This is a genomic window from Streptomyces sp. NPDC079167 (genome assembly GCF_040686735.1).
In the GTDB taxonomy this organism is placed as follows: domain Bacteria; phylum Actinomycetota; class Actinomycetes; order Streptomycetales; family Streptomycetaceae; genus Streptomyces.
Window position 1 is genome coordinate 211,013 of the sequence record NZ_JBFBLO010000008.1, and the last position, 20,145, is coordinate 231,157.

Below are 20,145 nucleotides of genomic sequence, written 5' to 3' on the forward strand. Positions count from 1 at the left end.
GTAGCGTCCCGGCGCGCCCTCGAATCCCTTCCTGGCCGGTCACGACGCTGGTGCACCGCATGTGTGTACGGCCGTACACATCGCTGTGTACGCTTGTACGCATGGGATACGGAATGCTGGCCGCGGCCATAGCGGTGGAGGTGGCCGGGACGACGGCCATGAAGTACAGCGAGGGGTTCACCAGGCTGTGGCCCTCACTCATCACCGTCGTCGGCTATGTCCTGGCCTTCGCACTGCTGGCCCAGACCCTCAAGACGCTGTCGATCGGCACCGCCTACGCCATCTGGGCGGGGGCGGGCACCGCGGCCGTCGCCGCCATCGGCATCCTCTGGATGGGGGAGTCCGCGGGCCTCGTCAAGCTGGCGGGCATCGCGCTGGTCATCGCGGGGGTCGTCGTCCTCAATCTCGGAGGAGCCCACTGATGGTCCGGCGGTACGACCCCGAGCGGCGTGAGCGCATCATCGACGCGGCCATCCGTGTCGTCGCGGACCGGGGTATCGGCGGGCTCAGCCACCGCACCGTGGCAGCCGAGGCCGATGTGCCTCTCGGCTCGACGACGTATCACTTCGGCTCGCTCGACGAGCTGTTGGTCGCCGCTCTGCGCCGGTGCAACGAGAGCTTCGCCCGGACGGTGCGGGAGAGCCCGTACCTCGCCGACCCCGGGGTCCCGCTGGCCGATGAGCTGACCCGGCTGCTGGGGGAGTGGTTCGCCGCGGGGCCCGGGCCGCCGGCGCTGGAGTACGAGCTGTACCTCGCGGCCCTCCGCAGGCCCGCGCTGCGGCCGGTCGCCGCCGAGTGGGCCGAGGCCCTGGCCGTGCTGATCGCGGACCGCACGGACCGGGCCACCGCGCGTGCGCTCACGGCGCTGCTGGACGGGATCAGCCTCCAGGTGCTGCTCACCGGCGGCGACTTCGACCCGGAGTACACCAGGGAGATGCTGGCCAGGGTCGTGGACGGGGCGGGCCGCTGACACCTGCCGGAGGTGCCCCGCCGGACGGTGCGCCGCGGGCGGGAACGCTCCGGCAGCTGAGACCGGTTCGCCCGCGCGGGGCTCGGACGGTTAGGTTCTGTCCATGACCGACACGACTTCCCAGGGCTCCGCCCGCACCACCGGCGCCGTCGCCGCCGGCCTCGCCACCATCGCCGGTGACGGCACCGTCCTCGACACCTGGTTCCCCGCCCCCGAGCTCACCGCCACCCCCGGCCCGGCCGGGACGCAGCGCCTGAGCCCCGAGGAGGCGGTGAACCGTCTCGGCGACGGCGCGGCCAAGGCCATCGGCGTGGACGCGCGCCGCGGCGTGGAGATCGTCGCCGTGTCCACGGTCATCTCCTCGCTGGACGACAAGCCGCTCGACGCGCACGACACCTATCTGCGGCTGCACCTGCTCTCGCACCGCCTCGTGCAGCCCCACGGGCAGAACCTGGACGGCATCTTCGGCTTCCTCGCCAACGTCGCCTGGACCTCGCTGGGCCCCGTGGCCGTCGACGACCTGGAGAAGGTCCGGCTCAACGCCCGCGCCGAGGGCCTGCACCTCCAGGTCACCTCGGTGGACAAGTTCCCCCGGATGACTGACTACGTCGCGCCCAAGGGCGTGCGGATCGCCGACGCCGACCGGGTGCGGCTCGGGGCCCACCTGGCCTCCGGCACGACCGTGATGCACGAGGGCTTCGTCAACTTCAACGCGGGCACCCTCGGCACCTCCATGGTCGAGGGCCGCATCTCCGCGGGCGTCGTCGTCGGCGACGGCTCCGACATCGGCGGCGGCGCGTCCACCATGGGCACACTGTCCGGCGGCGGCAAGGAGCGCATCGCCATCGGGCAGCGCTGCCTGATCGGCGCCGAGGCGGGAATCGGGATCGCGCTCGGCGACGAGTGCGTCGTCGAGGCCGGGCTGTACGTCACGGCCGGCACCCGGATCACGATGCCCGACGGCCAGGTCGTCAAGGCCCGCGAGCTCTCCGGCGCCTCGAACATTCTGTTCCGCCGCAACTCGGTCACCGGCGCCGTCGAGGCCCGCCCGAACAACGCGGTCTGGGACGGGCTCAACGACGTACTGCACAGCAACGACTAGTCCGTAGCGGCGAGGAGTTCCTCGTACACCCCGCGCAGCCCGTCGACCGCCTCGCGGTCGGCGGGCTGCAGCGGTTCGCGGACCGGGCCCGCGTCCAGCAGCGCCTTCGCCGTGACCGTGCCGGGCAGGCCGGCGGCCATCATGGCCTCGACCAGCGGGGTGGTGAGCCCGTTGAGACGGGCCGCCTCCGCGGTGTCGCCGGCGTCGAACGCGTCCAGCACGGCCCGCATCTGACGTGGGGCCGCGTTGGCGACCGTGCTCACATAGCCGGCGCCGCCGAGCGCGTACAGCGGGAGGTTCAGCTCCTCGCACCCCGAGTAGTAGGCCAGTGAGGTCCGCGTCATCACCTTGGTGGCGGCGAGCAGGTCGTACGAACAGTCCTTGACCGCCACGACACGTGGATGTCCGGCCAGCCGGATCAGTGTCGCCGGTTCGATCCTCGTGCCGGTGCGGCCCGGGATGTCGTACAGCATCAGCCCGAGGCCCGTGGCCTCCGCGACCCGCAGGAAGTGCGCCTCCACGGCGGCCTGCGGGGGACGGCTGTAGTACGGCGTCACCACCAGCAGCCCGTCGGCTCCCGCGGCCTCGGCCTCGCGCGCGAGCCGGACCGTGTGCCGGGTGTCGGAACTGCCCACGCCCGCGACGAGCGGCACGGAGACGCCGACCGCCTCCCGGACGGCCCGCAGCAGCGCGGTCTTCTCCTCGTCCGTCGTGGTCGGTGACTCGCCGGTGGTGCCGCTGAGCACGAGACCGTCGCAGCCGTCCGCGACGAGACCGGCGGCGTGACGGCGGGCGGCGTCCAGGTCCAGGTCACCGGCGGTGGTGAACGGGGTGATCATGGCGCAGAGGGTGCGGCCGAAGGGCCTGGCCGTGTGGGATGTCATGTCCGCAGTCTCGGCCGCCGGTACGCGCGGGTCCACTTAGTTCTGCTCGGGGTGCGGGGCAAGCGATGCTGAACAGTGGGCGAGGTCTGGCATGATCGAACAGAGTGGCGACGGACCGTTCCAGGGGTGGGGTAAGCGGCATGCGCGTACGCAGGACGATCTCGGCAGCCGTACTCACGGTCGCCGCACTGACGCTGACCGGCTGCGCCGGATTCCTGGTGCCCGCGGGGGAGGGCGAGCCGGCCCCCACGACGAGCCCCACACCGGGCCCCGCCGCCCCGACCCGGCCGGTGGACCCGGGGGCCACGACGGACGCGCCCGCCCAGGGCGCGCCGAGCCCCACGGCGGCGGCAGGCGACGGCGACTGCCCGGCATCCGGAGTGGTCGTCGACATGGGCCCCGTCCAGACGGCGATGTTCAACCGGGCCGTCACGCTCACGCTCACCAACTGCGGGAAGCAGCCCTACCGCGTGCACGGTTACCCGTCCGTCCGCGCGCTGGGTGACCACGGCGAGCGCATCCCCGTCCCGGTGAACGCCGGCGGATCGATGATGGGCCACGACGAGGGGCCGGAGGAGGTCGTGCTGAAGCCCGGCGCGCGTGTCCGGTCGACGCTGGCCTGGGTCTCCACCAAGGAGGGCGGTGACCTCATCGAGGGTGACGCCCTGGAGATCGCGGCCGCCCCTGACACGGGGGCGCGGGTCTTCCCGCTGGAGGGCCACGACATACGTCTGATGGACGAGCTGAACACGACGGCCTGGCGTACGGACCCGGCCGGATGACGGGTGTTGACCTCAACCGCACTTGACGTATGAGGGTGGTGGTCGAAGGCGCACCACGGGGGTACGCCACGAGAGGACCACACCATGCCGTCCGTACAGTTCAACTCCCGCCCGGACCTCACCCGTCCAGGTGTCGGCGTCGTCAAGGTCAGCACCTGGGACGTCGGTGGCCCGGAACGGCAGCGGCGGACCGTCGAAGCCGTCCGCGAAGCCTGGGGCAGCCGGGCCTGGCCGCATCCCGGGCTTCTCTCCTACACCGTGCACACCGGGGAGGACGGCAGGACGCTCCTCCACTACTCGCAGTGGTCCGCAGAGGAGGCCTACCAGGACTTCGTGCGCAGCGGCCGCGACGCGCGCAACGCCGAGATCGACGCGGCCGTTCCCGGCATCGAGCGGCTCGGGCTGCACTCCTTCGAGTTGTACCGTTCGGGACGCCTGGAGGGCGGCACACGCGAGCCGGGCTGCGTCGTGATCGTCGACATCGAGCTCGACGGACCGGACCCGGACCGTCAACGCGAATGGGTGGACGCGGTCTTCGAGGCGCTCGCGTCCGGACCGGCGCCGGCACCCGGTCGGATCTCGGCGCACTTCCACGTCGGTACGGATGGGACACGGGTGCTCAACTACGCCGAGTGGGAGAGCGCGCAGGCCCACGTCGACGCGCTCACCGCCTCGGGTGACGGGGTCGGATCGACGACGCCGCAGTGGCACCGGGTCCAGAACCACCCCGGCCTGAAACGCAGTACGGTCCACCGCTACACACCCGCGATCAGCCTCTCGTCCGGCCTGTAGGAGAACCGGGCGGCTCGGGACGAAATGCGTCTAGGCTGGAGGGCGGCCGAGGCCCCGTACGCACCGGGGCCGGCCCCTCGCACACAGCCCGCGCACGCCCCGAGGAGAACCCCCTGATGTCCGCAGAGCGCCCCTCCCTGCCGCCGGTGCGGCTGCACACCGAGGCCGAGCTGGCACGGGACGCGCTGGCCGCTCCGCTGCTCGCCCGCGCCGCCCGCCTCGCCCGCTGGGCGGGGCCCGCCACCCGGGTCGGCGCCGGTGGTGAGCTCGTCGAGGCGCAGCTGCCGGAGGCCGCACGGCACCTCGGGCTCGGCGACGACGAGGACGGCGCCGCCTACGCCAGCGAGGCGTGGCGACTCGCCGTCGACACCGGGCTCGTCGACTTCGAGGACCCGCAGGACGCGGACGGGAGCGGGGAGGGCGACGCGGAGGGCACCGTCACGGCCGGCGAGAACCTGGCGCTGCTGACCTCCGGCTCACCGCAGGACGTCCTCGCGATCTGGCTCGACGGGCTGGAGGCCGTGCACGCGGACGCCACCGCCCCGGCCTTCGACGACTTCGCCGATCTCATCGGCGAGGACGGCAGCGTCGACTTCGACGCCCTGGACTGGGACCCGGAGGAGGAGGCCGACTTCCTCGACGGGGTGCTCGGCAACCTCTACCTGCTGACCCTCTCGGAGGCCGGTCCCGCCGACGGCCCCGTGCCGCTGCCGGCCCTCGCCGCGTCCGTGGTGGTGCCCGACGACATGGGGGAGCCCACCGACGACGTCCTTGAGCAGGTGTCCGAGGCGATGATGCGGCTGGACGACCAGTTCCGGGTCCTCGAACCCATCGGGATCGTCGAATACCGGCCGGTGGACGAGTCGTTGCTGACCGAGGAGGGCGAGGAGGCGACACCGCCCGCGGACGACGAGGACGTCACCCGCTACGGCATGGTGAAGCTGACCCCGCTCGGCCTCTACGGCATCCGGGAGCGGATGCTGGAGGCCGGCGTGGACGCCCCCGCCGTCGGCGACCTCGCCGACAAGGGGGCCGACGCCCTCCTCGACGGCATCGCGTACTACCCCGAGGAGGCCGCGCGCACCGAGGTCGGTCTCTGGCTCGGCCGGCGCGGAGCCGAGGGCGCGGCGGCCGCCGCGGTGGAGCTCCTGGACGCGGCACGCGGCGCCGACCGGCGCGCACCGCTGCGCAGGCTCCACTGCCAGCAGGCCCTCGCCCTGGTCGGCCCGGAGGCCGAGCCCGCGGTGCGCGCGGTGCTCGGTGATCCCGAGCTCGGCGGTCTGGCGCGGGTCTGGCTCGCGGAGCGCGGCGCGGCGGACGTTCCGGCGCCGCCGGAGTCGATGATCTTCTGGCTGGCCGTGGACACGATCGCCGCCCAGCTGGACGCCGACGGAGACCTCGACGAGCTCCAGGAGCTGGTCGAGGGGCTCTCCGGCCAGCACAGCGGCTTCTTCGACGAGGCGTGGCGGGTGGAGCACCCGGCGACCGCCGAGGTCCTGGAGGCGATGGGCCGTCTCCACAGCGACCGCGGCGCCGCGAAGGCCGCCCGCAAGGCGGCGTACAAGGCGCGGTCGCGGCACCAGAGTTGACACGCGGGTGACACGGCCGCGGTGGAAGGGCTGACGCGCGGGTACGGCACGACGGCGGCGGAAGGACTGCCGCGGCCCGGCGGTCTCCGGCGATGCGCCTGATCTTCGCCGTCCGTTCACCGGGCCGCCCATCGGCCATGGTTCACGGCTGCGAGCATCCGGTCTCGAAATGGACCGAACCGGAGGAACGATGCTCCCGAAGAGAACCTGTGCCGCACTCGCGGTCCTGGCCGTGACCGCGGGCACCCTGGCGGGCGCAGGTACGGCGAACGCGGGTCAGACGCACGGCGGGGACCGCGGACGGAAGCCCCTGGCCTTCGAACGCGCCGCCACCTACCCCGTCTTCCAGAACCGGCCGGCCGGTGAGGACGCCGCGGACCAGACCGTCGCCGAGATCTCCGCGAGCAGCGAGGACGGCCGCACCCTGATCTACACGGACGCCGCCGCCAAGCGGATCGGCTTCCTCGACATCAGCGACGCCGGCCGGCCGAAGGGACTCGGCACGCTCTCGCTGGCCGAACTGGGCGACGCGGAGGACGAGCCCACCTCGGTCACGGTGGTCGGCCGTCACGTCCTCGTCGTCGTGAACACCAGCGCGAGCCACAGCCGGCCGTCCGGACGCCTCGACGTCATCTCGCTGGCCACCCGCGAGCGGGTGGCCAGTCACGACCTGGGCGGCCAGCCCGACTCGATCGCGGTCAGCAAGGACAAGCGGTACGCCGCCGTCGCCATCGAGAACGAGCGCGACGAGGAGGCCACCCCGCCCGGCGGCGAGGAGGGCGACCTCCCGCAGGCACCTGCCGGGTTCGTCCGCATCGTCGACCTCAAGGGTTCCTCGCCCGACCGGTGGACCACCCGCGCGGTGCCGCTGACCCGGGCGGACGGCTCCGCGCTGCCCCTGCTCACGGCCGCCGGAATCACCGAACCCACCGACCCGGAGCCGGAGTACGTCTCCGTCAACAGCCGGGGTCAGCTCGCCGTGACCCTCCAGGAGAACAACGGCGTCGTCATGATCGACCTCGCGTCGGGGCGTCTCACCAAGGCGTTCAGCGCCGGCACGGCATCCGTCGACGGCATCGACACCGTCGAGGACGGCGTCATCGACCGGACCGGATCCCTCACCGACGTGCCGCGCGAACCGGACGCGCTCGGCTGGATCGACGACCGCTACCTGGCCACCGCCGACGAGGGCGACTGGAAGGGCGGCACCCGGGGCTGGACCGTCTTCGACAGCCGTACCGGCAAGGTGGCCTGGGACGCGGGCAACAGCTTCGAACGCATCGCGGCGCGCCACGGCCCGCTGAACGACGACCGCTCCGAGAACAAGGGCACCGAGCCCGAAGGGCTGGCCGTCGCCACCTACGACGGGGTGCGCTACGCCTTCGTCGGCTCCGAGCGCAGCAACTTCGTCGCCGTGTACGACGTCAGCAACCCCACCCGGCCGGTCTTCAGACAGGTGCTGCCGGCCACCAACGGCCCCGAAGGCCTGCTGCCCATCCCCTCACGCGGACTGCTCGCGGTCTCCAGCGAGGAGGACGACGCCGAGGCCGGGGTGCGCGCCTCGGTGAGCCTGTTCGAGCTGGGCAGGGGCACGCCCTCCTTCCCCTCGCTCGTCTCGGGCCCGGACTCCACCGGCGCCCCCGTCGGCTGGGGCGCGCTCGGCGCGCTGTCGGCCGTGCCGGGCCGCGCCGACGAGCTGTACACCGTCACCGACGCGGCGTACTCCACCACCCGTGTCCTGACGATCGACGCGGACCGCGAACCGGCCGTCATCACGCGCGAGCTGACCGTCAAGGACGCCACGGGCAAGCCCGTCGGCTACGACGCCGAAGGCATCCACGCCCGCCCGCAGGGCGGCTTCTGGCTGGCCGTCGAGGGCGGTACGGGCGCCGGCAACCAGCTGGTGCGCCTGGACCGCCACGGCGTGACCCGGGAGGTCGTCCCGCTCCCGTCCGACGTCGCCGCGGGCCTCGGCCCCCAGGGCTTCGAGGGCGTCACCGCCACCACGGACCGCGACGGCCGCGAGATCGTCTGGGCGGCACTCCAGCGCCGGGCGGGGGCCGACCCGGCCGGCGTCGTCCGGCTCGGCCGTTACGACGTGCGGGCAGGCACCTGGAGCTGGTACGGCTACCGGCTCGGCACCACCACCACGCCCGGCGACTGGATCGGCCTCTCCGAGATCACCGTGGTGGGGAACAGGCTCGCCGTCATCGAGCGCGACAAACTGAACGGTCCCGCCGCCAGGGTCAAGCGGATCTACACGGTCGGCCTGCCGAGGACCGCCGCCCCGGAGGGCGAGCTCACCGTCCTGCCCAAGGCCCTCGCCCATGACGTACTGCCCGACCTGCGGGCCACGAAGGGCTGGACGCAGGAGAAGCTCGAAGGGCTCACCGTGGCGGGCAACGGCCACGTCTACGCCGTCACCGACAACGACGGCCTGGACGACTCCACGGGGGAGACCGTCTTCCTCGACCTCGGAAACGCCCGCAAGGTCCTCGGCCGCGGCTGACCTGTTCGGGGGCTGCCTCCACCGCTCCACGGCGGAGGCAGCCGGTCCGGACCGGCGTGTTCCGGCCAGAGACGGCCCGTCACGGCCGCACCGTTGGGCGGGTTTGTCCTGGGACGGGAACCAGGTTGGGGCACAGGACTCCGGTGTGCCGGGTGGTGTTCAGCTGGTGTTGGTGGGAGGGAGGGAACGTGATCACGCCAAACCACCCGGCCACGCACCACCAGGAGAGCCCGCCATGCCGATCACTCGCAGGGAATTCAGCAGACAGTCCGCCCTCACCGGCGCGGGGATAGCCCTGACCGGCGCCGTCGGCGCACTGGCCACGGCACCCGGCGCCCTGGCCGCCGACGACTCGCGGCACGGTCACGGGCACGACGACGACAAGGGCCACGGTCACGGGCACGGCAGGGAACCGGGCTACGGCCCGCTGATCGACGACCCGAAGGGCATCCTCGCGCTGCCCGCCGGATTCTCGTACCGCGTCATCACCCACAGCGGGGTCACCAAGCTGGAGACCGGCGAGCCGACCCCCTCCAACCACGACGGCACCGCCGCCTTCGAGGGCGCCCGCGGTGTCACGCTCCTGGTCAACAACCACGAGCTGGCCGGCACCCGGGCCGGCTGGAAGTACCCCGTACCGCTCACCGAGGGCCTCGTCTACGACCCGGTCGCGGCCGGCGGCTGCACCGTCGTGGAGACCCGTCGCGACGGCCGTACCGCCGAGTGGGTCGGCATCGCGGGTACGTCGACCAACTGCGCCGGCGGCAGCACCGCGTGGGGCACCTGGCTCACCTGCGAGGAGACCGAGGACAAGGCCGGGAAGAACGGCCTGCTCAAGGACCACGGCTACGTCTTCGAGGTAGACCCGTACGACAAGCGCGCCAACCGCGACCCGCGCCCCATCAAGGCGTTCGGCCGGTACGCCCACGAGGCCGTCGTCATCGACCCGAAGCGGGGACACGCCTACCTGACCGAGGACGCGTCCGGCCCCAACGGCCTGCTCTACCGCTGGGTCCCGCCGCACGGCTTCAAGCACGGGCGCGGGAAGCTGCGCACCCTCGCCGACGACGCCGGTGTCCTCCAGGCCACCAAGTGCTACGACAAGAGGGGCGCGTTCGTCGACGACCTGTCCCGCGCCACGGAGATCGGCACCGTCTACGGCGTGGACTGGGTCGACGTGCCCGACCGGGACGCCAGGACCGTCTCCGTGCGCAAGCAGTTCACCGACACCCAGGTGACCCGCGCCCGCAAGCTCGAAGGCATGTGGTGGGGCGACGGCGGCGCCTACTTCGTCTCCTCGTTCGCCCGGGACGAGAGCCCCGTGGCCCACGACGGCCAGGTCTGGTTCTACGATCCCAAGCGCCGCACGGTCACCCTCAAGATCCTTCTCGGCGTCAACGCCGACCCGTCCGTGGACGGAGCCTTCGACGGCCCGGACAACATCACCGTGTCCCCTTACGGCGGCATCGTCATCTCCGAGGACGGCAACGGGATCCAGCACCTCTTCGGCGCGACCGACAGCGGCCGCACCTACCCGATCGCGCGCAACGACCTCAACGCCGGCACGGAGGAGGACCCCTCCTACAGCGAGATCGCCGGGGTCACCTTCTCCCCGGACGGAAAGACGCTGTTCGCCAACATCCAGACCCCGGGCATCATGCTCGCCATCACGGGTCCGTGGAAGCGCCAGCCGAACAAGCACTGACACCTCCGTACCGACGACCGTGCCCGTCCACACCTGGAACCTCGCCCGGTACCGGGTCGGGCACGCGCCGTCGGAAAGCGATAACCGCCACACCTTCGGGGGTCTCTCTCCGACGCGGCGTTCCGCATGGTGCCCTTGCTGGAAGCGGGCAGGAGCGGGGACCGGCCCTGGAACCGCTGATTACGAATGCGGCACTACTGCCCGCTCCGGAGCGGTCGGGCATGGCGTCGGGCGCTTACAGGGCGCATACTCGACCGTAATGAAACAGTCAGCCGGTTCCCGGCGTCACCTGCCTTCCAGTCCCTTCAACCGCCCGGCCCAGGCGGCCCCACCGGTCGAATGCTTCGATGTGGGCGACAGGGTGTCGCACGACCAGTTCGGACTCGGCCGAGTCCTCGCTGTCGAGGGCGACAACGACGCAGTGCTCATCGACTTCTCTGGGCGACAGGGGAGGATCCTGAGCCCGTACTCCAAGCTGACCAAGCTCTGAGAGAGCGAACGAGCACGCACCGCGTCCCACCGGATACCGTCCGGATCCGGGGCACCTGAGGGGAGAACCCGCGGGTGCCCCGGAAGCCGTTTCCGGGGGACGGCGGTGCTACAGGGCCTTCGCGGCTGGCTTGACCATGCCGCGGACGGTCCGGGACTTCACGAACTCGCCCATTCCGGTCATCTCCCACTCGCCGGAGAACTGCTTGATCAGCTTGGCCATCATCACGCCGGTCTGCGGCTCCGCGCCGGTCAGGTCGAAGCGGACCAGCTCCTCGCCGGTGGCCGCGTCGATCAGCCGGCAGTAGGCCTTAGCGACCTCGGTGAACTTCTGTCCGGTGAACGAGTTGACCGTGAAGACCAGGCCGGTCGCGTCCGCGGGGATCCGGCCGAGGTCGACGACGATCACCTCGTCGTCGCCGGCGCCCTCGCCGGTGAGGTTGTCGCCGGAGTGCTTGACGGCGCCGTTCAGGATGGAGAGCTTGCCGAAGTAGCAGCTGTCCAGGTGGTTGCGGTTGGGGCCGTACGCGATCACCGAGGCGTCGAGGTCGATGTCCTTGCCACGGAACGCGGGCTCCCAGCCGAGGCCCATCTTGACCTGCGAGAGCAGCGGCTTGCCGCCCTTGACCAGGGACACGGTCTGGTTCTTCTGGAGGCTGATCCGGCCCTTGTCGAGGTTGATCTTGCCGGAGCCGGCGGGGGCCGGCGGTGCGGGCGGCGCGGCGGGGGCCGGCGGCGCGATCCGCGGGTCGACGGGCGCGGCAGCCGGGGGAGTCATGGGCGGAGCGGCGGGCGGTGCGACGGGTGCGGCGGCCGGGGCGGGCGCCGCCGCCGGGGCGGGCTCCTCCACCGAGACACCGAAGTCCGTGGCGATGCCGGCCAGCCCGTTCGCGTAGCCCTGGCCGACCGCGCGGGCCTTCCAGGCGCCGTTGCGCAGGTAGATCTCGATGACCACCAGAGCGGTCTCCCCGCCCAGCTGCGGCGGGGTGAACGTGGCGAGGGCGCTGCCGTCGTCCGCGTTGCGCACGGTGGCGGTGGGCTCCACGCCCCGGAAGGTCTGGCCCGCGGCGTCGGGGCTCGCCGTGACCACGATCTTCTCGATGCCCGGGGGGACCGCGGCGGTGTCCACCACGATCGCGTCGGGCGCCGACCCGCCGCCCGAGCGGTAGGTCACGCCGGGGCCCGAGGGCTGGTTGTAGAAGATGAAGTCGTCGTCGGAGCGCACCTTGCCGTCGGCGGTGAGCAGCAGGCCCGAGACGTCGAGCCGCACCGGTGCGGCGACGTCCACCGCCACGCGGGCGGCGGAGAGAGGGATGTTCGAGCCGGGGGTCATTGCGGTCATGCACGGGGTAACGAACGACCCGGCTTTGCCGTTCCCTTACCTTCGCGGACTTGATCCGTACGGCTCAGCGCCCGCCACGCGCCCGGTTGCGGGGGTGTTCGCGGGCGGTGCGCTCGTTGCCGTGCCGGTACGCGCCCGTCCAGCGGGCCATGACGAGCTGGGCGTCGCCGGACGTCACCTCCGCGAGGAACTTCTCCGCCCGGCCGCCCCGCAGGGTGCCCGCGGGGCGGCCGTGGTGCGTGAGGGTGACGCTCGCGTCGCCGTGCTGCTCGTACTGGAATCCTGAGGGTTTCGGCATGCGGGCATGATGCCTGCCCGTCCCGGACCTGTCGCGTGGGATACCGGTGCCGCCGCTACGGGGCGGCCCTCAGTTCACGTCCTGGCAGGTGTGGTAGTCGTAACCCGCCTGGCGCCAGGTGCTCTGGCGGTCGAGGAAGAGGTACTTGCCCTCGGTGTTGCGCTTGAAGGGCTCGCTGTGGTGCTTGCCGACGTAGCCCAGGCTCAGCGTCTCGCCCCTCGCGGTGCTGCCGGACTTCTCGTACATGCCCCGGAACACCGTGCCGGGCTGGTCGATCGCCCTCCTGAGCGTGTCGGGACCCACGATCCCGTCGTCGTCCAGCCCCCAGCGCCGCTGAAGACTTCTGGTCGCCTGTTCGGTGCGCGAACCGAAGTGCCCGTCGATGCCGGGGAGCTCGAAACGGCTGCCGTTGTCGAGCGTCGCGCCCTCGGCGTAGAGGATGCGCTGCCACATGCAGGCGGCGTTGGAGTCGGGGTGGAGCCAGGTGGACAGCGGGCCCTCGTCGTTGAAGTCGTCCCTCCAGGCGTCGTAACCCCTGATCCAGCCGTCGGATGTGGCGGCGGCGGCGGGGCTGGTGCACACGCCGAGGACTCCGACGGAGGCCAGGGCGACGACAGCGGCGGCGATGCGCTTGCGGAGCATCAGGTTTCCTTCCCCCTCTGGGCGCGCCCGGTACGTCTCCGGGGGCGCGGCGGAACAGAAAGTACCGCGCCGCGCCGCCGCCGTGACCCTGCACAGTTACAGGGCGCGGACGCGACCGTCCACGCCGCCGGGCGCCGGGCGCCGGGTCAGTACGGCCAGATCGGCGGGTCCGTGACGAAGTGGCCGCCGATGTGGGCGTGGTCGGGGTTCGCCGGGTCCAGTTCCCCGTGCTCGGCGACGAGCTTCTCCGCGTACTGCTCGGAGTCGTCCTGTGGTTCGTAGCCGAGGGAGCGGGCCGTCGTCAGGTCCCACCAGAGCCGGGTGTTGTCGGAGGAGCCGTAGACCACCGTGTGCCGCACGTCCTTCGCGGTGAGGGCCGCGTGGAACAGACGCGCGCCGTCGCCGGGGCTCATCCAGACGGACAGCATCCGTACCGACGTCGGCTCCATGAAGCAGGAGCCGATCCGCACGGAGACGGTCTCGATGCCGTGCTTGTCCCAGTAGAACTGTGCGAGGTCCTCGCCGAAGGACTTGGACAGGCCGTAGAAGGTGTCGGGGCGGCGCGGGGTGTCGACCGGGATCAGCGGGTCACCGGCGACCGGACGCGGGGTGTAGCCGATCGCGTGGTTCGAGGAGGCGAACACGATGCGTCCGACGCCTTCCTCGCGTGCCGCCTCGTAGAGGTTGTAGGTGCCCTCGATGTTGGAGCGCAGGATCTTGTCGAACGAGGACTCCAGGGAGATGCCCGCCAGGTGGATGACCGCGTCGACGCCACGTACCGCTTCCCGCAGCGCGGCCTTGTCACCGAGGTCGGCGGTGACGGCGTCCGGTTCGCCCTCGATGGGGGTGACGTCGAAGAGCCGGAGGTCGTAGCCGTACGCGGGAAGCAGTCCCCGCATGAGGGTGCCGAGGCCGCCGGCGGCGCCGGTGAGAAGGACGGTGCGCGGAGCTGGCATTCGGGGATCTCCTCGGTGCGGGCGCAGGGCGCGGGCGCGGCGTGCGCGGACGGGGCGATGCGGTGCTGCGCGGAGCGGGCGTGCGGGGCAGCGGGGTGCGCGGGGCACGCCGGAGTCACGCGACCGCCCGGTGCGTCAAAATCATGGGCAGCATTCACATGCGTGGACACGCTAAGAACTCGCGGCGGACCGCGTCAAGTGTCGCTCGCTCCGGGCCTCTCCGGCCCGAGGCCGGGTGTTCGCGTCTTGACCGGCGCCGTATGGCTGCCTTAGCGTGGCGGCGTTCAGAGATATGGACACCGATCATAATTGTGCACGACTGAATCTGCACAGGGAGCGCCCGTGACCTCAGCCCCTCTTGCCGCCCGACTCACCGACGTCGCCGGGCCGCTCTTCTTCCCCGTCACCGCCTACGGGCCGGACGGCGCCGTCGACCTCGACGCCTTCCGCGCGCACGTGCGCAAGGGCGTGGACGCCGGTGCCGCGGCCGTCTTCGCCTGCTGTGGCACCGGCGAGTTCCACGCACTGGCCCCGGAGGAGTTCCGGCTCGTCGTCCGTGCGGCCGTCGAGGAGACCGCGGGCCAGGTGCCCGTGGTCGCCGGCGCCGGCTACGGCACCGCGCTCGCGATCCAGTACGCGAAGCTCGCCGAGGAGGCGGGCGCGGACGGGCTCCTCGCCATGCCGCCCTATCTCGTCGTCGCCGGCCAGGAAGGGCTGCTGGCCCACTACACCGCCCTCGCCGCCGCCACCTCCCTGGAGACCGTCGTCTACCAGCGGGACAACGCGGTCTTCACTCCGGAGACCGTCGTGGCCCTGGCCCGGACCCCCGGGATCATCGGCCTCAAGGACGGCTACGGCGACCTCGACCTGATGCAGCGCATCGTCAGCGCCGTGCGCACCGGGCTGCCCGGCGAGGACTTCCTGTACTTCAACGGCCTGCCCACCGCGGAGCTCACCGGGCTCGCCTACCGGGGCATCGGCGTCACGCTCTACTCCTCCGCGGTCTTCGCCTTCGCCCCCGACATCGCCCTGGCGTTCTACCGGGCGCTGGACTCCGGCGACGACGACCTGGTCAACGCGCTGCTCGACCACTTCTACCGCCCGCTCGTCGAACTCCGTGCCAAGGGCCACGGCTACGCGGTCTCGCTCGTGAAGGCGGCCGTACGGCTCGAGGGCCTGGCCGTCGGGACGGTGCGCACCCCGCTCACCGAGCCCCCGGCCGCGCACATCGAGGAGCTGACCTCGATCATCGCCAACGGCCGCGCGGTCCTGGAGAAGTACCGCGCGGGTGAGGCGAAGTGAAGGCATCGGCTTTCCTGTACCCCTGGGACGTCGTGGGGGATCCGGACGCCCCCGCCCGCCTCGCCGGCCTCGGCGTCCAGCAGGTGACGCTCGCCTCCGCCTACCACTCCACCCGGGCGCTCACCCCGCGCCACCCCGGCCGCCGGATCGTGACCGCCGAGCACGCGGCGGTGCTCTACCCGCCGGACGCCACGCGCTGGGCGGGGCGTGAGCTGCGCCCCTACGCGCAGTCCTGGGTGCCGGGGGAGGACCCGTACGCCGAGGCGGCCGAGGCCCTCGCGGTCGCCGGCCTGGAGGTGCACTCCTGGGTGGTCCTCGCGCACAACTCGCGCCTGGGCGCGGAGCATCCGGACACCTCCGTGGTCAACGCCTACGGCGACCGCTACCCCTGGGCGCCGTGCATCGCGCAGCCCGCCGTCCACACCTACCTGGTGGACCTGGCGGCGGAGGCCGCCGTACGCCCCGGGACCGCGGGCACCGAGCTGGAGTCGTGCGGCTGGTACGGCTTCGCCCACCTGCACGCCCACGACAAGACCTCCGGGGTCGCGCTCGGGGACGCCGCGCAGTATCTGATGTCCCTCTGCTTCTGCGCCGCGTGCCGGGACGGTTACGGCGGGACCGGGCTGGACGCCGACGAACTGGGTGCGGCGGTGCGCCGCGCCCTGGAGCCGGTCTGGGCAGGGGCGGGCTCCCGGGAGACCGGCTGGTCCGGTGTCGAGAAGCTGCTGGGGGGCCGCCTCGCCGCCGCCACCTGGCGCTGGCGGGGCCGGGTGGCACGGACGCTGCAGGAGTCGGCCGTCGCCGCGGTGCGCCGGGCGGCGCCGAACCCGGACTTCCAGGTCCTGCTGCACGCCGACCCCGCCTCCTACCGCACGGGCGCCAACGCGGGAGTCCATGCTTCGGACATCCTGTCCACGGCGGACGGCGTCGTGCTGCCCTGCACCGGCGGCGAGCAGGCGCGCGAGGCCGTCCTCGGGCCGTTCGCGGGGCTGTCCGGGGTGCTGGCGGCCAACTTCAACGTGGTGAGCGGCATGGGCGGCAGCCCCGCCACGCTGGAGCGCGACGCCGCGCACGCGGCCTCGCTCGGCGCGAACGAGCTGCGCCTCTACCACGCCGGTCTGGCCTCGGGGCCGGACCTGAGCGCGGTCGCGGGCGCCCTCTCCGCGATCCGCGGCGGCTGATCCCGCAGCGTCCTCACGCCCTTCGCGGTGCAGACCCCCGGCAGGCAGTCGGGGGTCTGCGCCATGTCCGTGCACAGCCCCGCCGGGCCCCGGATCCGTATACGCAGAACTTCTTTTGCCAGAAGCGTTGACGAAACATTCCCACCGCTCTAGCTTCATCGCGTCGTACTTCGTACGTCATATATGAGACGCGATACGCGAGATGTGAGAGCTCTTCACCCATGACCTTTGCGCCTGCCCCGATCCCGTCCAGGACCCAGTACGTGCTGGAGGCGATCAAGCACGCGATCCTCACCGCGCAGCTGCAGCCAGGGCAAGCGCTCGTGGAGACCGAACTCGCCGCGCAGTTCGGGGTGTCCAAGACGCCCGTACGCGAGGCGCTGAAGACGCTCGCCGGCACCGGGCTGGTGGTCATGAGCCAGTACAAGGGTGCCACCGTGCGGCTCGTCGACGCGACCATGGCCCGGGAGGTGTACGACGTGCGCCTGCTCCTGGAGCCGGAGGCGCTGCGCCGCTCCATCACCCGCAAGGTCTCGCTGGAGGCGGCCCAGGAGGCCCTGGAGCGTGCCGACTCGGCGATCGACAAGGCGGACAGGTCGCTCGCCAACCGGGACTTCCACCGGGCCCTCTACCTGCCTTGCGGGAACCCGCTGCTCGCCCGGATGCTCGACGAGATCCGCGACCAGGCCGCCCTCGTGTCGACCGTGGCCTGGTCGGCGATCCCGTCCTGGGAGCGCGAGGCGGCCGAGCACCGGGAGATCCTGCGGCTCGCCCTCGCCGACGACGCGGCAGCCGCCGCAGGCGCTCTGCACGACCACATCGCATCGTTCGTACGCCGTGCCTTCCCCGACGACGAAGACGGGGGTGACACGGCGTGAACCACCCGCTGGACACGGATTGCCAGCACCTCGACGAAAGGCCAGTCCGCATGGACCTCTCTCCGCTGAAGGCGGCCCTCGCAGACGTCGTCGCGATCCCGGTGACCCCGTTCGCCGAGGACGGAAGCATCGACGTCCCGTCGCACCGCGCACTGCTGCGACGGCTGCTCGACGGCGGCGTCCGCATCGTCACCCCGAACGGCAACACCGGTGAGTTCTACGCACTCACCCCCGACGAGCGGCGCACCGTCACCGAGCTGACCATCGAGGAGGCCGGCGGCCGCGCCACCGTCCTGGTGGGGGTCGGCCACGACGTGCCGACCGCCGTGGCCGCCGCCGAGCACGCCAGGGACGCCGGGGCCGAGATGGTGATGGTGCACCAGCCGGTGCACCCCTACGTCTCGCAGGAGGGCTGGATCGACTACCACCGGGCCATCGCCGAGGCCGTTCCCGGGCTCGGGGTCGTCCCGTACATCCGCAACCCGCTGCTCGCCGGCGAGCGCCTCGCCGAGCTCGCGGACAGCTGCCCCAACGTCATCGGCGTGAAGTACGCCGTCCCGGACGCCGCCCGCTTCGGCGCGTTCGCCCGGGACGCCGGCCTGGAGCGGTTCGTATGGGTCGCCGGGCTCGCCGAGCTCTACGCCCCGTCCTACTTCGCGACCGGTGCCAGCGGTTTCACCTCCGGACTCGTCAACGTCGCCCCCGGTGTCTCGCTCGCGATGCTGGAGGCGCTGCGGGCCGGCGACTACCTCGCGGCGATGAAGGTCTGGGAGCAGATCCGCCGCTTCGAGGACCTGCGCGCCGACCGCCAGTCCGCCAACAACGTGACGGTCGTCAAGGAGGCCCTGGCCTCGCTCGGGCTCTGCCGCCGCGACGTACGCGCACCGAGCCGGGCACTTCCCGAGGAGCAGCGCGCCGAGGTCGCCGGTCTGGTCGCCGGGTGGTCGGTATGACGGACAACGGCACGGCGGGCCGCATCGCCCCCGAGGAGCTGCGCAGCCACCAGTGGTGGGGCACGGACGGGCTCCGCTCGTTCAGCCACCGCGCCCGCACCCGGCAGCTCGGCTACCTCCCCGAGGAGCACCTGGGCAAGCCGGTCATCGCGATCCTCAACACCTGGTCCGACATCAACCCCTGCCACGTCCATCTGCGCGACCGCGCGCAGGCGGTCAAGCGGGGCGTCTGGCAGGCGGGCGGCTTCCCGCTCGAATTCCCGGTCTCCACGCTCTCGGAGACCTTCCAGAAGCCGACCCCGATGCTCTACCGCAACATGCTGGCGATGGAGACGGAGGAGCTGCTGCGCTCCTACCCCGTCGACGGCGCGGTGCTGCTGGGCGGCTGCGACAAGTCCACGCCCGCCCTGCTGATGGGCGCCGCCTCCGTCGACCTGCCGACGGTCTTCGTGCCCGCCGGGCCGATGCTGCCGGGGCACTGGCGCAACGAGGTCCTGGGCTCCGGCACGGACATGTGGAAGTACTGGGACGACAAGCGGGCCGGCCTGATCGGCGACTGCGAGATGGCCGAACTGGAGAACGGGCTCGCCCGCTCGCCCGGCCACTGCATGACGATGGGCACCGCCTCGACCCTGACGGCCGCCGCCGAGGCGCTGGGCGTCACCGTGCCGGGCGCCTCCTCGATCCCGGCCGTGGACTCCGGTCACGACCGCATGGCGGCACAGTCCGGACTCCGCATCGTCGAACTGGTGTGGCAGCAGCTGAAGCTGTCGCAACTCCTCACGGCGGACGCCTACGAGGACGCGGTCGCCACCGTCCTCGCCCTCGGCGGCTCCACCAACGCCGTCATCCACCTGATCGCGATGGCCGGCCGCTCCGGGGTGAAGCTCACCCTGGACGACTTCGACCGCATCGCCCGCACCGTGCCCGTCCTCGCCAACCTCCGCCCCGGCGGCAAGTACCTGATGGAGGACTTCCACTTCGCCGGAGGGCTGCCCGGGTTCCTGGCCAGGCTCACCGACGTACTCCACCTGGACCGGCCCACCGTCGCGCACGCCACGATGCGCGAACAGCTCGACGGGGCGCTCGTCCACGACGCCGACGTCATCAGGGAGCGCGACAACCCGCTGGCGGAGGAGGGCGGTGTGGCCGTCCTGCGCGGCAACCTCTGCCCCGACGGCGCGGTCATCAAGCACATCGCCGCCGAGCCGCACCTGCTGCGCCACACCGGTCCTGCGGTCGTCTTCGACGACTACAAGGAGATGCAGCGCACCATCAACGACCCGGCCCTGGCCCTCACCCCCGACCATGTGCTGGTGCTCCGCAACGCCGGCCCCAAGGGCGGCCCCGGCATGCCCGAGTACGGCATGCTGCCGATCCCGGACTACCTGCTGAAGCAGGGCGTACGGGACATGGTGCGGATCTCCGACGCCCGGATGAGCGGCACCAGTTACGGGGCCTGCGTCCTGCACGTCGCGCCCGAGTCCTTCGTCGGCGGACCGCTCGCCCTCGTCCGCACCGGTGACAGCATCACGCTGGACGTCGAGGCACGGCTGCTCCACCTCGACGTGACCGACGAGGAGCTGGAACTGCGCAGGTCCGAGTGGACCGAGCCGCCCGCCCGCTACGGGCGCGGTTACGGCGCGCTCTACCAGGACCAGATCACCCAGGCCGACACCGGATGCGACTTCGCGTTCCTGGCACGGCAGGGAGAAGTGCCCGACCCGTACGCCGGCTGAGACCGGGCGAAGAGAATTCCGCGCGCCGCCCC

Annotated in this window: 19 protein-coding genes and 1 pseudogene; 15 read left to right on the forward strand and 5 right to left on the reverse strand. The window is 72.1% G+C overall.

The annotated features are described in order from the left end of the window. Positions 1-101 precede the first annotated feature (101 nt). The 3 genes from AB0P41_RS18965 (at position 102) to dapD (ending at position 2,072) form a co-directional block, all read left to right on the forward strand. Entirely contained in the window at positions 102-422 is a 321-nt protein-coding gene (locus tag AB0P41_RS18965) for a multidrug efflux SMR transporter (RefSeq protein ID WP_365933013.1), read from the forward strand. Beyond that, positions 422-970 (forward strand): TetR family transcriptional regulator, encoded by a 549-nt coding sequence (locus AB0P41_RS18970; protein ID WP_356712072.1) that lies wholly within the window; start codon positions 422-424, stop codon positions 968-970. Before AB0P41_RS18965 ends, AB0P41_RS18970 begins: the two co-directional genes overlap by 1 nt. A gap of 103 nt (positions 971-1,073) precedes the next feature. Next, complete coding sequence (gene dapD, locus AB0P41_RS18975; protein WP_356712070.1) at positions 1,074-2,072, forward strand: 2,3,4,5-tetrahydropyridine-2,6-dicarboxylate N-succinyltransferase; 999 nt, start codon at positions 1,074-1,076, stop codon at positions 2,070-2,072. Here dapD and dapA read toward each other — a convergent pair. Then, the gene (gene dapA / locus AB0P41_RS18980; protein ID WP_365933015.1) at positions 2,069-2,956 is read right to left on the reverse strand and encodes a 4-hydroxy-tetrahydrodipicolinate synthase; all 888 of its coding nucleotides are present in this window, start codon (positions 2,954-2,956) and stop codon (positions 2,069-2,071) included. The two genes, dapD and dapA, sit on opposite strands and share 4 nt — an antisense overlap. A gap of 140 nt (positions 2,957-3,096) precedes the next feature. On the opposite strand from dapA, the gene AB0P41_RS18985 reads away from it, so the two are divergent. From AB0P41_RS18985 to AB0P41_RS19015, 7 genes and pseudogenes are all read left to right on the forward strand, one after another. Continuing rightward, positions 3,097-3,738 (forward strand): DUF4232 domain-containing protein, encoded by a 642-nt coding sequence (locus tag AB0P41_RS18985; RefSeq protein ID WP_356712066.1) that lies wholly within the window; start codon positions 3,097-3,099, stop codon positions 3,736-3,738. A gap of 84 nt (positions 3,739-3,822) precedes the next feature. After that, positions 3,823-4,530, forward strand: a complete 708-nt coding sequence (locus AB0P41_RS18990) for an antibiotic biosynthesis monooxygenase (protein ID WP_365933017.1) — start codon at positions 3,823-3,825, stop codon at positions 4,528-4,530. Between the two features lie 116 nt (positions 4,531-4,646). Further along, entirely contained in the window at positions 4,647-6,119 is a 1,473-nt protein-coding gene (locus AB0P41_RS18995) for a hypothetical protein (RefSeq protein ID WP_365933019.1), read from the forward strand. 190 nt (positions 6,120-6,309) lie between these two features. After that, positions 6,310-8,628 (forward strand): esterase-like activity of phytase family protein, encoded by a 2,319-nt coding sequence (locus tag AB0P41_RS19000; protein WP_365933021.1) that lies wholly within the window; start codon positions 6,310-6,312, stop codon positions 8,626-8,628. Positions 8,629-8,863: 235 nt separating this feature from the next. After that, positions 8,864-10,333 (forward strand): alkaline phosphatase PhoX, encoded by a 1,470-nt coding sequence (locus tag AB0P41_RS19005; protein WP_356712057.1) that lies wholly within the window; start codon positions 8,864-8,866, stop codon positions 10,331-10,333. 7 nt (positions 10,334-10,340) lie between these two features. Further along, positions 10,341-10,513, forward strand: a pseudogene (locus AB0P41_RS19010) (TROVE domain-containing protein); the annotation flags it as partial. Positions 10,514-10,592: 79 nt separating this feature from the next. Then, complete coding sequence (locus AB0P41_RS19015) at positions 10,593-10,823, forward strand: hypothetical protein (RefSeq protein ID WP_014156926.1); 231 nt, start codon at positions 10,593-10,595, stop codon at positions 10,821-10,823. Between the two features lie 108 nt (positions 10,824-10,931). Here AB0P41_RS19015 and AB0P41_RS19020 read toward each other — a convergent pair whose 3' ends face one another. From AB0P41_RS19020 to AB0P41_RS19035, 4 genes are all read right to left on the reverse strand, one after another. Beyond that, positions 10,932-12,164, reverse strand: coding sequence for a TerD family protein (locus AB0P41_RS19020; RefSeq protein WP_365933023.1), 1,233 nt, complete (start codon positions 12,162-12,164; stop codon positions 10,932-10,934). A 64-nt stretch (positions 12,165-12,228) separates the two neighbouring features. Continuing rightward, entirely contained in the window at positions 12,229-12,462 is a 234-nt protein-coding gene (locus AB0P41_RS19025) for a hypothetical protein (protein ID WP_356712053.1), read from the reverse strand. Between the two features lie 69 nt (positions 12,463-12,531). Beyond that, complete coding sequence (locus tag AB0P41_RS19030; RefSeq protein WP_356712051.1) at positions 12,532-13,104, reverse strand: peptidoglycan-binding domain-containing protein; 573 nt, start codon at positions 13,102-13,104, stop codon at positions 12,532-12,534. A 146-nt stretch (positions 13,105-13,250) separates the two neighbouring features. Then, a complete protein-coding gene (locus AB0P41_RS19035) occupies positions 13,251-14,060 on the reverse strand; it encodes an NAD(P)-dependent oxidoreductase (protein ID WP_356712048.1) in 810 nt (269 codons plus the stop codon). A gap of 342 nt (positions 14,061-14,402) precedes the next feature. On the opposite strand from AB0P41_RS19035, the gene AB0P41_RS19040 reads away from it, so the two are divergent. From AB0P41_RS19040 to araD, 5 genes are all read left to right on the forward strand, one after another. Further along, positions 14,403-15,362, forward strand: coding sequence for a 5-dehydro-4-deoxyglucarate dehydratase (locus AB0P41_RS19040; RefSeq protein WP_356712045.1), 960 nt, complete (start codon positions 14,403-14,405; stop codon positions 15,360-15,362). Continuing rightward, complete coding sequence (locus AB0P41_RS19045) at positions 15,359-16,543, forward strand: hypothetical protein (RefSeq protein WP_365933026.1); 1,185 nt, start codon at positions 15,359-15,361, stop codon at positions 16,541-16,543. The genes AB0P41_RS19040 and AB0P41_RS19045 overlap by 4 nt, the downstream gene beginning before the upstream one ends. 221 nt (positions 16,544-16,764) lie before the next feature. Then, a complete protein-coding gene (locus tag AB0P41_RS19050; protein ID WP_356712040.1) occupies positions 16,765-17,421 on the forward strand; it encodes a GntR family transcriptional regulator in 657 nt (218 codons plus the stop codon). Between the two features lie 50 nt (positions 17,422-17,471). Further along, positions 17,472-18,374, forward strand: a complete 903-nt coding sequence (locus AB0P41_RS19055) for a dihydrodipicolinate synthase family protein (RefSeq protein ID WP_356712037.1) — start codon at positions 17,472-17,474, stop codon at positions 18,372-18,374. Continuing rightward, positions 18,371-20,113, forward strand: coding sequence for an L-arabinonate dehydratase (gene araD, locus AB0P41_RS19060; RefSeq protein WP_356712035.1), 1,743 nt, complete (start codon positions 18,371-18,373; stop codon positions 20,111-20,113). The genes AB0P41_RS19055 and araD overlap by 4 nt, the downstream gene beginning before the upstream one ends. The last annotated feature ends 32 nt before the right edge of the window (positions 20,114-20,145 follow it).

Bases quoted from the DNA above. Each gene is read 5' to 3' on its own strand.
- AB0P41_RS19055 (WP_356712037.1), top strand. From the start codon at position 17,472: ATGGACCTCTCTCCGCTGAAGGCGGCCCTCGCAGACGTCGTCGCGATC.
- dapA (WP_365933015.1), bottom strand. From the start codon at position 2,956: ATGACATCCCACACGGCCAGGCCCTTCGGCCGCACCCTCTGCGCCATG.
- AB0P41_RS18985 (WP_356712066.1), top strand. From the start codon at position 3,097: ATGCGCGTACGCAGGACGATCTCGGCAGCCGTACTCACGGTCGCCGCA.
- araD (WP_356712035.1), top strand. From the start codon at position 18,371: ATGACGGACAACGGCACGGCGGGCCGCATCGCCCCCGAGGAGCTGCGC.
- AB0P41_RS19025 (WP_356712053.1), bottom strand. From the start codon at position 12,462: ATGCCGAAACCCTCAGGATTCCAGTACGAGCAGCACGGCGACGCGAGC.
- dapD (WP_356712070.1), top strand. From the start codon at position 1,074: ATGACCGACACGACTTCCCAGGGCTCCGCCCGCACCACCGGCGCCGTC.
- AB0P41_RS19035 (WP_356712048.1), bottom strand. From the start codon at position 14,060: ATGCCAGCTCCGCGCACCGTCCTTCTCACCGGCGCCGCCGGCGGCCTC.
- AB0P41_RS19050 (WP_356712040.1), top strand. From the start codon at position 16,765: ATGACCTTTGCGCCTGCCCCGATCCCGTCCAGGACCCAGTACGTGCTG.
- AB0P41_RS19000 (WP_365933021.1), top strand. From the start codon at position 6,310: ATGCTCCCGAAGAGAACCTGTGCCGCACTCGCGGTCCTGGCCGTGACC.
- AB0P41_RS19005 (WP_356712057.1), top strand. From the start codon at position 8,864: ATGCCGATCACTCGCAGGGAATTCAGCAGACAGTCCGCCCTCACCGGC.
- AB0P41_RS18970 (WP_356712072.1), top strand. From the start codon at position 422: ATGGTCCGGCGGTACGACCCCGAGCGGCGTGAGCGCATCATCGACGCG.
- AB0P41_RS18995 (WP_365933019.1), top strand. From the start codon at position 4,647: ATGTCCGCAGAGCGCCCCTCCCTGCCGCCGGTGCGGCTGCACACCGAG.
- AB0P41_RS19020 (WP_365933023.1), bottom strand. From the start codon at position 12,164: ATGACCGCAATGACCCCCGGCTCGAACATCCCTCTCTCCGCCGCCCGC.
- AB0P41_RS19015 (WP_014156926.1), top strand. From the start codon at position 10,593: ATGAAACAGTCAGCCGGTTCCCGGCGTCACCTGCCTTCCAGTCCCTTC.
- AB0P41_RS18990 (WP_365933017.1), top strand. From the start codon at position 3,823: ATGCCGTCCGTACAGTTCAACTCCCGCCCGGACCTCACCCGTCCAGGT.
- AB0P41_RS19030 (WP_356712051.1), bottom strand. From the start codon at position 13,104: ATGCTCCGCAAGCGCATCGCCGCCGCTGTCGTCGCCCTGGCCTCCGTC.
- AB0P41_RS18965 (WP_365933013.1), top strand. From the start codon at position 102: ATGGGATACGGAATGCTGGCCGCGGCCATAGCGGTGGAGGTGGCCGGG.